Genomic DNA, 15,556 nt, shown 5'->3' with positions numbered 1-15,556 from the left:
ACAAACGACTACAGCGCCCCAGCCACTCGGCATCCATGGCACTGAAAAAGATCAATTAGTTTGAGGCGCCCGTTCGTCAGGAGAAAACTTCCAGCGAACTTCAGTGCTTGATTAGTTCTCACCCAGGATCATTTACAGGATCATCCATGAAACCAACTAAAGAATGTCTGATTCAAAAAAATCCGAACTTAGCGAACACCCGATCTTTTCTGAAATACATTCGCTTCCCGTCCTGCGACGTTTCATGGAAACCCACGTGTTTGCCGTATGGGACTTCATGTCGCTGACCAAGCGCCTGCAACAGGAACTGACCTGCGTGCGACTGCCCTGGCTGCCGCCGCAGGATCCCCAGGCCGCGCGGTTGATCAACGAGATCGTACTGGGTGAGGAGTCGGATGATCGCCCGGCCAAGGGTCACTACAGCCACTTCGAGTTGTACCTGGATGCAATGCGCGAGGTCGGGGCATGCACCGTTGCCATCGAACGCTTCGTGGCCCTGCAGCAAGAAGGCGTGAACTACGACGTGGCCTTGCAGAGCGTCAACGTCGATCCGGCGGCCGCCAATTTCGTTCGCCATACGCTACACACAGCACTGCATGCGCCGGGTCACAGTGTGGCCGCGGCGTTTCTGCACGGTCGCGAGAGCGTTATTCCGCAGATGTTCCGGCGCATTCTCGACGATTGGGGTATCGGCATCGAACAGGCGCCGACTTTCCGGTACTACCTCGACCGGCACATTGAGGTCGATTCCGAGGACCACGGCCCGGCAGCGGAAAAGCTCCTGTCGCGACTGGTCGATAGCGACCCGCAACGGCAGGAAGACGTGTACGCCAGCGCCATCGCTGCCGTGGAAAGCCGCATTGCCCTGTGGGACGGGTTGCGCCTGAGCATGAACGAATCCGTCGTGGAGGTGAGCGCATGAACGCCGCCGACTACCAATCCTTCGCCGATGCCTGGGAGAGCCGCGCGACCATCCGTACGCGCCCGCGCCGCGTGCTGGAAAACGACGACAAACTGATCTACCCCTTGAGCCGCCAACCGCTGGTGCTGAGCGAAACCTTTCTGCGCGCATGCCCGGAACAGCGCGACTTCGCCCTGGTGCAGACGCTCTACAAGTTCATCAACGATGTGGTGATCTTCGAAACCGAGATCGTCGACAAAACCGCCCGCAGCATTGCCAAGAATCGCTTCGCGGTCGAGTTCCCGTTCGCCTGCCGCTACGACGCCATGACTGTCGTGGTGGACGAGGATTACCACGCGCTGGTGGCGATGGATTTCATGCAACAGACCATCGCCATGACCGGCATCACCCCCATTGAGTTGCCGGATGAGATCGAGCTGAGCCGGGCGATACCGGCGGCCGTGGCGCTCGCACCGGAACACCTGCGTAGCGCCGTAGAACTGATCTGCGTGGCCATCGCCGAAAACACGGTGACCGGTGATGTCGCCGCGTTCGCCAAGGACGACACGGTCAAGCAATCGATCAAGGGCCTGATGGCCGATCACTTGCTGGACGAGGGGCGCCATTCCGGTTTTTGGGCGCGGCTGGTACGCATCTACTGGCATGCCGCAAGTGCAGACGACCGCCAGAGCATCGCGCAGATTCTGCCGGTGTTCATTGCCCATTACCTGACCAACGACATCCAGAAATCCTTCGACTTCCGCTTGATCGACGCACTGCAGATCAAAGACGCGGCGCGCCACGCCCTCAAGAACGAAGTGTCGGCACTGGCCTTCCCGATCAGTCGCCATCACCCGCTGGTGGCCAACATTGTGCGGTTTTTCCACAGCAGCTCGCTGCTCGATTCGCCGTGCGTACAAACCGCCCTCAGCGACTACCTGGTTTGACGAGGAGCCCATCATGAGACGTCTCGACATTTTGCTCAGCGGACAAAGCCAGGCCCTGACCGACCTGGCATTGGAACTCGAACAACACGGTCACTCATTGACGCGGATATCCCCACTCGACGAAGTGCCGGGGCCTGCGGATCTACTGATCGACGATGGCACGTCGCTTCAGTTCAGCTGTCAGGCGCCACGACTGACATTGCAGTTGGGCCTTGGCCTGCCACAGGCGTCCGGCCTGCCATCGCTGGACGTGTTGTGCTGCCATGATTCAACGCTACTGAGCCGTGTACCCATTGCCGATGAACCGTCGGGCAACGGCCAGGCGTTGCGTATGCAGGCCATGACAGCACTGGTTGACCACGTGGCGCTGCTGGTCAGCCGCTACTCGCGCGATGCCGACTATTTTCGGCTCGCCGCACCCGCCGTACCTGTCCGCTTCGAGCACATCGAGAGCCTGCGGTTCCTGGACAGCCTCGCGTTCGTGCATCGCCTCAATGCCACCGCCGACCCAAGACTGCAGCAACTCGCGCAAACGCCGATGATCGAAAGGCTTGAACAACAATGCATCCAGAGTGCCGACCATCCGGCCTTGAGCATCGACGGCAACACCCTCGACTATCGCCAGTTGCACGCCCACAGCCGCGCCATCCAGCAACGTCTGCGAGCGCTGCTGGAGCAGCATCAAGGCTTGGTCGTCATCGGGATCTGCCTGCCCAAATGCAGTGCGCTGTATGCGGGAATCCTGGCGATCCTGGGCAGCGGCGCGGTGTACTTGCCGCTGGAGCCGAGCCATCCGTTGCAACGTCAGCAGTACATCCTGTCGAATGCCGGCGCGGTGTTGTTGCTGCATGACGGCGAGCATCCCCTGGCGAGCGAGATGCCAGGGCTGGACATCAGCAATATCGACGCCCATGAAGCAGACCTCTCTCAACCTTTGATGCGCAAACGCCCCGACCTCGATGCGCCCTGCATGGCGCTCTACACCTCGGGCACCACCGGCCATCCGAAGGGCGTGTTGCTCAGCCAGGCTAACCTCGCGCACTTCACCCACTGGTACGCCGACTATGTACAGCTGACCCGCCAGAGCCGGGTGCTGCAGTTTTCTTCGTTGGGTTTCGACTCGTCGGTGATCGACATCTTCCCCACCTTGTTGCAGGGCGCGGAACTGATCGTGCCCGGCGATGACCAACGCCGCGATCCGCTGCAACTGGTGGAACTGATCTGTCATCGGCAATTGAGCCACGCCTTTTTGCCGCCGGCTTTGTTGAGCATCCTGCCGCTGGAGCAATTGCAGTGCCTGGACCATGTGATGACCGGAGGCGATGTCTGCGAGCCGTGGGTCATCGAGCAACTGAGCCGCCAGGGCAAGCTCTACAACCTCTACGGACCCACTGAAGCCACGGTGCTGATTACCGCGCGCAAACTCCTAGCAGGCGACAACAACCGCTCGCTGGGCGCTCCAATCGCCAACAGCCAGGTGTTGATTCTCGATGACGACTTTCAACCGGTGGCCGAACAGACCGTCGGTGAGCTGTACATCGCTGGCCCGGGTGTGTGCCTGGGTTACCTGAACAACCCGCAGCAAACCGCTGAGCGCTATCTGCACTTGAACTTGCCTGATGGCCGGACCCTGCGCGTCTATCGCACCGGGGACATGGCGAAGTGGACGGCGGAAGGGATCGAGCTGTGCGGTCGGCGTGATAATCAGGTGAAGATTCGCGGCTTCCGGGTCGAACCGGAAGAGATTGAGCGCTGTCTGCGCGACAGTCAGTTGTACCGCCAGGTTGCCGTGGTCATTGATAGCCAGCGGCGGGTTCTGGCTTTCGTTGCCCAACCCCGGGAAGACCTTACCGGCACCGCTCGCCAAGCGTTGAAGGCCCACGCGACACAGCACCTGCCGGACTACATGCGCCCCCTTGCATGGACCGAGCTGACAGCCATGCCCTACGCCAGTAATGGCAAGGTCGACCGCAAAGCGCTTCTGGAGTTGCCGCTCAACGTCACCGAGCACCCTCCACGACGCCTGCCCGCCAGCGCCGATGAGGCCCTACTGCTGGAGATCTGGGCCGAGTTACTGGAGCTGCCGGCGATCGACATTTCCACCGACGAAAGCTTCTTCAACCTGGGCGGGCATTCGATCCTGCTGTCGCGCATGCTCCTGCGACTGCGCGAGGAGTTCGGGCGCAGCATCTCGATCAACCGTTTCATCGAACTGCCCACTCTCGCGAAACTGGCGACACTGGTACGCGGCTCCGACAGCGAAGAAGCGCTGAGCGAACAAGCCATGCACGATGCCTTCCGCGAACTGGATGTTCAGCCGCTGCCCGTCAGCCGCATGGGCGATGCGCACAAGGTGATCGTCACCGGTGCCAACAGCTTTGTCGGTGTACACATCGTCGAGGCGCTGCTGGCCTGGGGTGCCAGCGAAGTCGCTTGCCTGGTTCGCGACAGCAATGGGCAATCGGCGGGCGAGCGCTTTGCCCAGGCGTTGCGAGAGAACCGTCTGGCGCATCTGGATATGAGTCGGGTGCGGGTTTACGCAGCAGACATCACGCGGCCGGAACTCGGTTTGGCGCCCGAGGTTTACCAGCGACTGGATCGAGAGTTTGGCGCACTGGTGCACAACGCGGCCAACGTCAATCACGTCCTCGATTACGAGTCGCTCGCCCCGGACAACGTCGAGCCGATTTTCGAGTGCTTGCGCCTGTGCGAAGGACGCAGCAAAAAAATCTTCAACTTCGTCTCGACGCTCTCGGCCTCCAGCACGATATCCGCCGACGGCCGAGTGCTTGAGTTGCCGGCCGCACCGACGCCACCGATCTACATCAAGAACGGCTACAACCTGTCCAAATGGGTCGGCGAGCGCATCCTCGAACGGGCACGGGAGCTTGGGGTGCGGGTCAATCTCTACCGCCCCGGCAACATCAGCTTCAACAGCCTCACGGGCGTGTGCCAGCCGCACAAGAATCGCCTGATGCTGATGCTCAAGGGCTCGATCCAGCTGGGACAGGTGCCGGAATTCGCCTTGAATTTCGACTTGATGCCGGTGGACTTTCTCGCCCGCTTCATCGCCTTCCACGCCAGTCGTTATCAACCGGAACAAGCGGTGTTCAACCTACACAACCCCGAACCCTTGAGCTGGGACAACTACGTGGCGTCCTTCCGCGAAGCGGGCCGCGAATTCGCGATGGTCAGCGTCGCCGACTGGCAACAGCAACTGGGTCGGGTGGACAGCGACAACGCTCTGTTCGGCGTGCTGGGGTTCTACCTCAACGGCTTCGAGGAGGACATCGGCGACATCTCGATGATCGGTCACGACAACGCCCAGGCCGGTGTTCGGCTAATGGGCGCGCACTACCCGCAAAAGTCCCCGGCGCTGCTGCGTCGCGGCTGCGACTACCTCAAAGAAATCAATTTCATCTGACTCAACCCAACGGAGCAAAACCATGAGTACTCTGCAACCCGACACCCTGATCAAAAACCCTCAAGGCTGCCACGTGGTGTCCTCGGTGGACGTGCCCGCCGATGCTGCGCAGGTATGGGCCGTAGTCGGTGACTTTGCCGGCTTCAATCGCTTCATCCCGGCGCTGTCGCACATCGAAATGACCGGTGATGGCGTGTCATCGCTGCGCAAAAAGGTTTTCAAGGACGGCAATCTGGTGGTCGAACAACTCAACTCCCGGGACGACCAGGCACGGCATATGACCTGGACCACTATCTACAACACTCTGGGTGTGGCCAATCTGTGGGCAGCGATGAGCGTTGAACCACTGGATGCGGGCAAGTCCCGAGCCACCTGGAGCATCATTGCCGAACCGGCGCAGGGTGGCGCCGAGGCACTGCCGGGCTTCAAGGACTTCGTACAGGGTTTTGCCGATGATGCGATGAACAATGTGCTGAAGCTGTTTGCGTAAGACGTGAAAAAGCCCGTTGTGGAGAGGTTCCACATCGGGCTTTTCAGTACCCCTGAAACGACAAAACCCCTGTCTGCGTTAGCAGACAGGGGTTTCGGAATTCAATCTTGACGATGACCTACTCTCACATGGGGAAACCCCACACTACCATCGGCGATGCATCGTTTCACTGCTGAGTTCGGGATGGGATCAGGTGGTTCCAACGCTCTATGGTCGTCAAGAAATTCTGTGACCAGCCCGTTAGAAATTTAACGTGCCAGTGAAAACTGGTGACTTCTACTAAAACAAAACCCCTACCTGCATACGCAGATAGGGGTTTCGGAATTTAATCTTGACGATGACCTACTCTCACATGGGGAAACCCCACACTACCATCGGCGATGCATCGTTTCACTGCTGAGTTCGGGATGGGATCAGGTGGTTCCAACGCTCTATGGTCGTCAAGAAATTCGGGTACTGAGTCGCGACCAGATGGTCGCGCTTCAGCAAATTGGGTATGTGACAGCTTGGTGTTTTGTGAGTATCACGAACTTTCGGTTCTTTCGTCTTCACACACCGCAATCTGGCCTTTCGACGCAAATTGCTTGGGTGTTATATGGTCAAGCCTCACGGGCAATTAGTATTGGTTAGCTCAACGCCTCACAGCGCTTACACACCCAACCTATCAACGTCGTAGTCTTCGACGGCCCTTCAGGGGACTCAAGGTCCCAGTGAGATCTCATCTTGAGGCAAGTTTCCCGCTTAGATGCTTTCAGCGGTTATCTTTTCCGAACATAGCTACCCGGCAATGCCACTGGCGTGACAACCGGAACACCAGAGGTTCGTCCACTCCGGTCCTCTCGTACTAGGAGCAGCCCCTCTCAAATCTCAAACGTCCACGGCAGATAGGGACCGAACTGTCTCACGACGTTCTAAACCCAGCTCGCGTACCACTTTAAATGGCGAACAGCCATACCCTTGGGACCGGCTTCAGCCCCAGGATGTGATGAGCCGACATCGAGGTGCCAAACACCGCCGTCGATATGAACTCTTGGGCGGTATCAGCCTGTTATCCCCGGAGTACCTTTTATCCGTTGAGCGATGGCCCTTCCATACAGAACCACCGGATCACTAAGACCTACTTTCGTACCTGCTCGACGTGTCTGTCTCGCAGTCAAGCGCGCTTTTGCCTTTATACTCTACGACCGATTTCCGACCGGTCTGAGCGCACCTTCGTACTCCTCCGTTACTCTTTAGGAGGAGACCGCCCCAGTCAAACTACCCACCATACACTGTCCTCGATCCGGATAACGGACCTGAGTTAGAACCTCAAAGTTGCCAGGGTGGTATTTCAAGGTTGGCTCCACGCGAACTGGCGTCCACGCTTCAAAGCCTCCCACCTATCCTACACAAGCAAATTCAAAGTCCAGTGCAAAGCTATAGTAAAGGTTCACGGGGTCTTTCCGTCTAGCCGCGGATACACTGCATCTTCACAGCGATTTCAATTTCACTGAGTCTCGGGTGGAGACAGCGCCGCCATCGTTACGCCATTCGTGCAGGTCGGAACTTACCCGACAAGGAATTTCGCTACCTTAGGACCGTTATAGTTACGGCCGCCGTTTACCGGGGCTTCGATCAAGAGCTTCGCGTTAGCTAACCCCATCAATTAACCTTCCGGCACCGGGCAGGCGTCACACCCTATACGTCCACTTTCGTGTTTGCAGAGTGCTGTGTTTTTAATAAACAGTCGCAGCGGCCTGGTATCTTCGACCGGCGTGGGCTTACGGAGCAAGTCCTTCACCCTCACCGGCGCACCTTCTCCCGAAGTTACGGTGCCATTTTGCCTAGTTCCTTCACCCGAGTTCTCTCAAGCGCCTTGGTATTCTCTACCCAACCACCTGTGTCGGTTTGGGGTACGGTTCCTGGTTACCTGAAGCTTAGAAGCTTTTCTTGGAAGCATGGCATCAACCACTTCGTGTTCTAAAAGAACACTCGTCATCAGCTCTCGGCCTTAGAATCCCGGATTTACCTAAGATTCCAGCCTACCACCTTAAACTTGGACAACCAACGCCAAGCTGGCCTAGCCTTCTCCGTCCCTCCATCGCAATAACCAGAAGTACAGGAATATTAACCTGTTTTCCATCGACTACGCTTTTCAGCCTCGCCTTAGGGACCGACTAACCCTGCGTCGATTAACGTTGCGCAGGAAACCTTGGTCTTTCGGCGTGGGTGTTTTTCACACCCATTGTCGTTACTCATGTCAGCATTCGCACTTCTGATACCTCCAGCAAGCTTCTCAACTCACCTTCACAGGCTTACAGAACGCTCCTCTACCGCATCACCCGAAGGTGATACCCGTAGCTTCGGTGTATGGTTTGAGCCCCGTTACATCTTCCGCGCAGGCCGACTCGACTAGTGAGCTATTACGCTTTCTTTAAAGGGTGGCTGCTTCTAAGCCAACCTCCTAGCTGTCTAAGCCTTCCCACATCGTTTCCCACTTAACCATAACTTTGGGACCTTAGCTGACGGTCTGGGTTGTTTCCCTTTTCACGACGGACGTTAGCACCCGCCGTGTGTCTCCCATGCTCGGCACTTGTAGGTATTCGGAGTTTGCATCGGTTTGGTAAGTCGGGATGACCCCCTAGCCGAAACAGTGCTCTACCCCCTACAGTGATACATGAGGCGCTACCTAAATAGCTTTCGAGGAGAACCAGCTATCTCCGAGCTTGATTAGCCTTTCACTCCGATCCACAGGTCATCCGCTAACTTTTCAACGGTAGTCGGTTCGGTCCTCCAGTCAGTGTTACCTAACCTTCAACCTGCCCATGGATAGATCGCCCGGTTTCGGGTCTATTCCCAGCGACTAGACGCCCTATTAAGACTCGCTTTCGCTACGCCTCCCCTATTCGGTTAAGCTCGCCACTGAAAATAAGTCGCTGACCCATTATACAAAAGGTACGCAGTCACCCAACAAAGTGGGCTCCCACTGCTTGTACGCATACGGTTTCAGGATCTATTTCACTCCCCTCTCCGGGGTTCTTTTCGCCTTTCCCTCACGGTACTAGTTCACTATCGGTCAGTCAGTAGTATTTAGCCTTGGAGGATGGTCCCCCCATATTCAGACAAAGTTTCTCGTGCTCCGTCCTACTCGATTTCATGACCAAGAGATTTTCGCGTACAGGGCTATCACCCACTATGGCCGCACTTTCCAGAGCGTTCCGCTAATCTCAAAGCCACTTAAGGGCTAGTCCCCGTTCGCTCGCCACTACTAAGGGAATCTCGGTTGATTTCTTTTCCTCAGGGTACTTAGATGTTTCAGTTCCCCTGGTTCGCCTCTTGCACCTATGTATTCAGTACAAGATAACCATCTTATGATGGCTGGGTTCCCCCATTCAGACATCTCCGGATCAAAGTCTGTTTGCCGACTCCCCGAAGCTTTTCGCAGGCTACCACGTCTTTCATCGCCTCTGACTGCCAAGGCATCCACCGTATGCGCTTCTTCACTTGACCATATAACCCCAAGCAATCTGGTTATACTATGAAGACGACATTCGCCGAAAATTCGCAATTACTCACAAATTTTACCTTAGCCTGATCCGTTACCAGTGAAAGTAACGTTCAGTCTATCTTTCTATCACATACCCAAATTTTTAAAGAACGATCTAATCAAAAGACTAGAAATCAATATTCACTCTGGAATATTCATTTCTAAACTCTCAAACGCTTCGAAGCAGTTAATGGTGGAGCCAAACGGGATCGAACCGTTGACCTCCTGCGTGCAAGGCAGGCGCTCTCCCAGCTGAGCTATGGCCCCATACAAAATTGGTGGGTCTGGGCAGATTCGAACTGCCGACCTCACCCTTATCAGGGGTGCGCTCTAACCAACTGAGCTACAGACCCAATTTCGAGCGCGTAACTGTTAGCTTGGAGCTATCAGCTTGGAGCTTAAAGCTGCTTCTATCGTCTTCTTCAATGAATCAAGCAATTCGTGTGGGAACTTATGGAGCAGCTGAGTCGTCGATTAAGGAGGTGATCCAGCCGCAGGTTCCCCTACGGCTACCTTGTTACGACTTCACCCCAGTCATGAATCACACCGTGGTAACCGTCCTCCCGAAGGTTAGACTAGCTACTTCTGGTGCAACCCACTCCCATGGTGTGACGGGCGGTGTGTACAAGGCCCGGGAACGTATTCACCGCGACATTCTGATTCGCGATTACTAGCGATTCCGACTTCACGCAGTCGAGTTGCAGACTGCGATCCGGACTACGATCGGTTTTGTGGGATTAGCTCCACCTCGCGGCTTGGCAACCCTCTGTACCGACCATTGTAGCACGTGTGTAGCCCAGGCCGTAAGGGCCATGATGACTTGACGTCATCCCCACCTTCCTCCGGTTTGTCACCGGCAGTCTCCTTAGAGTGCCCACCATGACGTGCTGGTAACTAAGGACAAGGGTTGCGCTCGTTACGGGACTTAACCCAACATCTCACGACACGAGCTGACGACAGCCATGCAGCACCTGTCTCAATGTTCCCGAAGGCACCAATCCATCTCTGGAAAGTTCATTGGATGTCAAGGCCTGGTAAGGTTCTTCGCGTTGCTTCGAATTAAACCACATGCTCCACCGCTTGTGCGGGCCCCCGTCAATTCATTTGAGTTTTAACCTTGCGGCCGTACTCCCCAGGCGGTCAACTTAATGCGTTAGCTGCGCCACTAAGAGCTCAAGGCTCCCAACGGCTAGTTGACATCGTTTACGGCGTGGACTACCAGGGTATCTAATCCTGTTTGCTCCCCACGCTTTCGCACCTCAGTGTCAGTATCAGTCCAGGTGGTCGCCTTCGCCACTGGTGTTCCTTCCTATATCTACGCATTTCACCGCTACACAGGAAATTCCACCACCCTCTACCATACTCTAGCTTGTCAGTTTTGAATGCAGTTCCCAGGTTGAGCCCGGGGCTTTCACATCCAACTTAACAAACCACCTACGCGCGCTTTACGCCCAGTAATTCCGATTAACGCTTGCACCCTCTGTATTACCGCGGCTGCTGGCACAGAGTTAGCCGGTGCTTATTCTGTCGGTAACGTCAAAACACTAACGTATTAGGTTAATGCCCTTCCTCCCAACTTAAAGTGCTTTACAATCCGAAGACCTTCTTCACACACGCGGCATGGCTGGATCAGGCTTTCGCCCATTGTCCAATATTCCCCACTGCTGCCTCCCGTAGGAGTCTGGACCGTGTCTCAGTTCCAGTGTGACTGATCATCCTCTCAGACCAGTTACGGATCGTCGCCTTGGTGAGCCATTACCTCACCAACTAGCTAATCCGACCTAGGCTCATCTGATAGCGCAAGGCCCGAAGGTCCCCTGCTTTCTCCCGTAGGACGTATGCGGTATTAGCGTTCCTTTCGAAACGTTGTCCCCCACTACCAGGCAGATTCCTAGGCATTACTCACCCGTCCGCCGCTGAATTCAGGAGCAAGCTCCTGTCATCCGCTCGACTTGCATGTGTTAGGCCTGCCGCCAGCGTTCAATCTGAGCCATGATCAAACTCTTCAGTTCAAACATCTTTGGGTTTTGAGAAAACCCTAAACTTGGCTCAGCAATCGTTGGTTACATCTTTGATTTCTCGCGGAGTAACTTGTGATGCTGATAATCTGTTGACTAGCAGTCTGACTCCACAAGCACCCACACGAATTGCTTGATTCAGTTGTTAAAGAGCGGTTGGTTAAGATCTTTCGTCTCAACCGAGGCGCGCATTCTACAGCAGCCTCATTTGCTGTCAAGTGGTATTTTTCAGAAGTTTTCCAAGTTTCCTTTTCAACTTCAACCACTTGCGCTTCAGATCTCTCATCAGCGGGAGGCGAATTCTACAGCGTTACACGCTGCTGTCAACACCTCTTTTTCAACCCCCTTTCGGCTTCGATGAACTGAAGCAACCTGCTGCCGAAACCTGCGTAACTCATTGTTTACCAAGGAGTTTTCCGTTTCGACTGCGCCGGAAGTGGGGCGAATTATAGACTTCTAAAATCTGCCGTCAAGCACTGATTTAGGTTTTCTATCAACAAGTTGCAGAAAGCACCAAAACCACTCAAAGGAAGCCTATATAGAGGAGCCGAAACACCCCTCTATATAGAAGAGACCTATCAGAGAACGCCCGAAGCCTTCAATGCGGACACCGCCCCGGCATCCAGGCCCAAAACCCGCTGCAAAACTTCCAGCGTGTGCTCACCCAGCAGAGGAGGTGCAAAACGGTACTCCACCGGCGTTTCCGACAGTCGAATCGGGCTCGCCACCTGAGGCACCATCCCAGCCAGCGCATGCGGCAGCTCGATAGCCAACCCACGCGCCTTCACCTGAGGGTCGGCAAACATCTGCGCCACGTCATTGATAGGCCCGCACGGCACGCCAGCCTGTTCCAGCTGCGCCACCCACTCAGCGGTCGTCTTGAACACCGTTGCCTGGCGGATCAGCGGAATCAGTACTGCCCTGTTTGCCACCCGCAGCTTGTTGGTCGCAAAACGTGGATCGTCCGCCCACTGCGGCTGCCCGGCCACTTCCGCGAACTTGCGGAACTGCCCATCGTTCCCGACGGTAAGGATGAAATCGCCATCAGCCGTAGGAAAATCCTGATAGGGCACGATGTTCGGATGAGCATTACCCAGGCGTTTAGGCGCATTGCCTGTCGTCAGATAGTTCATTGCCTGGTTGGCCAGACAAGCCACCTGCACGTCCAGCAGAGCCATATCGATATGCTGACCACCGCCGTCGTGGTCCCGATGCGCAAGCGCAGCCAGGATCGCAACAGTCGAATACAGCCCGGTCAGGATGTCCGTCAGCGCTACGCCAACCTTCACCGGCCCCGCGCCTTCTTCGCCTTCAGGTCGCCCCGTCAGGCTCATGAGGCCGCCCAGCCCCTGGATCATGAAGTCATAACCCGCACGCTTGGCATAAGGACCGGTCTGGCCGAACCCGGTGATCGAGCAATAGATCAGATCCGGATTGATCGCCTTCAGCGACTCATAGTCCAGGCCATAAGCCGCCAGACCGCCGACCTTGAAGTTCTCGATCAGGATGTCCGACCTGGCCGCCAGATCACGCACCAGCTTCTGCCCTTCAGGGCGAGTGAAGTCGATGGTGACCGATTGCTTGTTGCGATTGGCCGACAAGTAATAGGCGGCCTCACTGGTGTTCTCGCCATAAGCGTCTTTAAGGAACGGCGGCCCCCAGGCGCGCGTGTCATCGCCGTTACCCGGACGCTCGACCTTGATCACTTCCGCGCCAAGGTCGGCCAGGATCTGCCCGGCCCAAGGCCCGGCCAGCACCCGCGATAAATCCAGTACCCGTAGATGCGATAGCGCGCCCATGGACGTTCTCCTTAATAGAACGCCTGGAGGCCGGTTTGCGCACGACCGAGGATCAGTGCATGGACGTCGTGCGTACCTTCATAGGTGTTCACCACTTCCAGGTTGACCAGGTGACGCGCGACACCGAATTCATCGGAGATGCCGTTGCCGCCCAACATATCGCGAGCCATGCGCGCGATGTCCAGGGACTTGCCGCAAGAGTTGCGCTTCATCATCGAGGTAATTTCGACTGCAGCGGTCCCTTCGTCCTTCATACGACCCAGACGCAGGCAGCCTTGCAGCGCCATGGTGATTTCAGTCTGCATGTCGGCCAGCTTCTTCTGGATCAACTGAGTGGCGGCCAGCGGGCGACCGAACTGTTGACGATCCAGGGTGTACTGGCGAGCGGTGTGCCAGCAGAACTCGGCTGCACCCAGCGCACCCCAGGAGATGCCGTAACGTGCCGAGTTGAGGCAAGTGAAAGGACCTTTCAGGCCACGGACATCCGGGAAAATGTTCTCTTCCGGCACGAACACGTTGTCCATCACGATTTCACCGGTGATCGATGCCCGCAGGCCCACCTTGCCGTGAATCGCCGGAGCGCTCAGGCCTTTCCAGCCTTTCTCCAGAACGAAGCCGCGAATGTCACCGGCATCGTCCTTGGCCCAGACCACGAACACATCGGCGATCGGGCTGTTGGTAATCCACATCTTGCTGCCGGTGAGGCTGTAGCCGCCTTCCACTTTGCGTGCACGACTGATCATCGCGCCCGGGTCGGAGCCGTGGTTAGGCTCGGTCAGGCCGAAGCAGCCGATCCACTCGCCCGACGCCAGTTTCGGCAGGTACTTCTGCTTCTGCGCTTCGGTACCGAATTCATTGATTGGCACCATCACCAGCGAGGACTGCACGCTCATCATCGAGCGATAGCCGGAGTCGATGCGCTCGACTTCACGGGCGATCAGGCCGTAGCTGACATAGTTCAGGCCGCTGCCACCGTACTGCTCGGGGATGGTTGCGCCCAACAGGCCGATCTCGCCCATTTCGCGGAAGATCGCCGGATCGGTCTTCTCATGGCGGAAAGCTTCAAGAATGCGCGGCGCAAGGCTCTGCTGAGCAAACTGCGCAGCCGTGTCGCGAATCATGCGTTCTTCTTCAGTGAGCTGTTGATCCAGCAGCAGGGGATCGATCCAGTTGAAGCTAGCTTTACCGCCCATGAGTGTGTCCTCTCGAATCGGGTCAAATAACGTGGACTGATCCTAGGCCCGGATCGACGCTACGGCAAACGAGGATTTTGCATACTGTTGTGCTAATTTCTCACTCCGAAACGTCGCGAAAGAGCATTTATGCGATGTATTAGTGAGGTTGACGTACATGCGCAGAAAGATACCCAGCACCACCGCCCTGATCAGCTTCGAGGCCGCGGCGCGCCACGAGAGCTTCACCAAGGCCGCCCAGGAACTTTCGCTGACCCAAGGGGCGATTTGCCGACAGATCGCCAGCCTTGAAGAGTTCCTCAGCGTGGAACTCTTCCGACGCTCGCGGCGCGGGGTCAAGCTGACGGAAGCTGGTCTCTCCTACAGCCGTCGAGTGGCTACCCAACTCGATGCGGTTGAGCGCGACACCCTGTCCGTGATGGGCCAGCAGGGCACCAACGTGATCGAGTTGGCCGTGGTTCCGACATTCGGCACCCAATGGCTGCTGCCGCGACTCAAGGACTTCCAGCAAAAGCACCCGGAGGTGACGGTCAACCTGACCAACCGCACGCGGCCGTTCCTGTTCGCCGACACTGATTTTGATGCCGCCATCTACTTCGGTGACGCGGATTGGTCGGGTACAGAATCCCACAGGCTGATGGGTGAAAATCCGATGCCCGTTTGCAGCCCCAACCTGCTCGGAAACAAAACCAGTCTGACGCCCGGCGAAATCGCCGACTTACCTCTCCTGCAACAAACCACCCGCCCCTATGCCTGGCGCCAATGGTTCGACTCCCAACACCTGAATGTCCCACGAGACATGACAGGCCCCCGCTACGAGCTATTCTCCATGCTCGCCCAAGCGGCCATGCACGACATGGGCATTGCCCTGATTCCGCCGTTCCTGATTCAAAGGGAGTTGAAAGAGAAACGCCTGGTGATCGCCAACCCGCAAGCACTGTCCAGCATCAAGGCTTACTACCTGATGATTCCTGAGCGGAAGGTCGAATCCGCGTCTTTAAGGGCATTTCGTGACTGGCTGGTAAATCAGGCGCACAGCTACAGCCTAGAGGGGTAAAGGCTCTTCATGATTACTTGACCTCGTAGTCAGCAAAGTAAAAGCCCTACAGATATACGTATTTGTCGCATACCAGCAAACTGTATCGAAAAGTCGTACAAACGTCCCACAAGCGCCTGACAACGCGGCTTTGCGCCACTATTTCGAGGCGATGCCGCATCATTCATACGGCCGATGTGTAAATTCTTCAATTTCGGCCAG

General features: G+C 56.5%; 6 protein-coding genes, 2 tRNA genes, 4 rRNA genes and 1 pseudogene. 5 read left to right on the top strand and 8 right to left on the bottom strand.

The genetic code is table 11. The features are described from left to right. Positions 1-146 precede the first annotated feature (146 nt). The 4 genes and pseudogenes from AC3IT9_RS00590 (at position 147) to AC3IT9_RS00575 (ending at position 5,762) form a co-directional block, all read left to right on the top strand. A pseudogene (locus AC3IT9_RS00590) lies at positions 147-922 on the top strand (DUF3050 domain-containing protein). Beyond that, complete coding sequence (locus tag AC3IT9_RS00585) at positions 919-1,848, top strand: diiron oxygenase (protein WP_489271654.1); 930 nt, start codon at positions 919-921, stop codon at positions 1,846-1,848. Before AC3IT9_RS00590 ends, AC3IT9_RS00585 begins: the two are co-directional and overlap by 4 nt. A gap of 13 nt (positions 1,849-1,861) precedes the next feature. Next, complete coding sequence (locus AC3IT9_RS00580) at positions 1,862-5,272, top strand: amino acid adenylation domain-containing protein (protein WP_489271652.1); 3,411 nt, start codon at positions 1,862-1,864, stop codon at positions 5,270-5,272. 22 nt (positions 5,273-5,294) lie between these two features. Beyond that, positions 5,295-5,762 carry an SRPBCC family protein gene (locus tag AC3IT9_RS00575; RefSeq protein ID WP_489271651.1) on the top strand — a complete coding sequence of 156 codons (468 nt, stop codon included), beginning with the start codon at positions 5,295-5,297 and terminating at the stop codon, positions 5,760-5,762. A gap of 105 nt (positions 5,763-5,867) precedes the next feature. Here the strand turns inward: AC3IT9_RS00575 and rrf (AC3IT9_RS00570) are convergent. From rrf (AC3IT9_RS00570) to AC3IT9_RS00535, 8 genes are all read right to left on the bottom strand, one after another. Continuing rightward, positions 5,868-5,983: ribosomal RNA gene (gene rrf / locus AC3IT9_RS00570) — 5S ribosomal RNA — on the bottom strand. A 108-nt stretch (positions 5,984-6,091) separates the two neighbouring features. Next, a 5S ribosomal RNA gene (gene rrf / locus AC3IT9_RS00565) occupies positions 6,092-6,207 on the bottom strand. A gap of 150 nt (positions 6,208-6,357) precedes the next feature. After that, positions 6,358-9,251 (bottom strand): 23S ribosomal RNA (locus AC3IT9_RS00560). A 228-nt stretch (positions 9,252-9,479) separates the two neighbouring features. Next, a tRNA-Ala gene (locus AC3IT9_RS00555) sits at positions 9,480-9,555 on the bottom strand. A gap of 9 nt (positions 9,556-9,564) precedes the next feature. Further along, positions 9,565-9,641, bottom strand: a tRNA-Ile gene (locus AC3IT9_RS00550). Between the two features lie 122 nt (positions 9,642-9,763). Beyond that, a 16S ribosomal RNA gene (locus tag AC3IT9_RS00545) occupies positions 9,764-11,300 on the bottom strand. Together the 16S, 23S and 5S rRNA genes with 2 tRNA genes alongside form the textbook arrangement of a ribosomal RNA operon. Positions 11,301-11,884: 584 nt before the next feature. After that, positions 11,885-13,105 (bottom strand): CaiB/BaiF CoA transferase family protein, encoded by a 1,221-nt coding sequence (locus tag AC3IT9_RS00540; protein WP_489271650.1) that lies wholly within the window; start codon positions 13,103-13,105, stop codon positions 11,885-11,887. Positions 13,106-13,116: 11 nt separating this feature from the next. Then, positions 13,117-14,298: an acyl-CoA dehydrogenase gene (locus AC3IT9_RS00535; protein WP_046043971.1), complete on the bottom strand. Its 1,182-nt coding sequence runs from the start codon at positions 14,296-14,298 to the stop codon at positions 13,117-13,119. A 157-nt stretch (positions 14,299-14,455) separates the two neighbouring features. Between AC3IT9_RS00535 and AC3IT9_RS00530 the strand changes: the two genes are divergently transcribed. After that, a complete protein-coding gene (locus tag AC3IT9_RS00530; protein WP_150753713.1) occupies positions 14,456-15,355 on the top strand; it encodes a LysR family transcriptional regulator in 900 nt (299 codons plus the stop codon). Positions 15,356-15,556 lie beyond the last annotated feature (201 nt).

This window comes from Pseudomonas sp. KH_046_1 (genome assembly GCF_057839025.1).
Note: the sequence above shows the minus strand (reverse complement) of the source record. Positions and strands in the feature narration are given on the sequence as shown.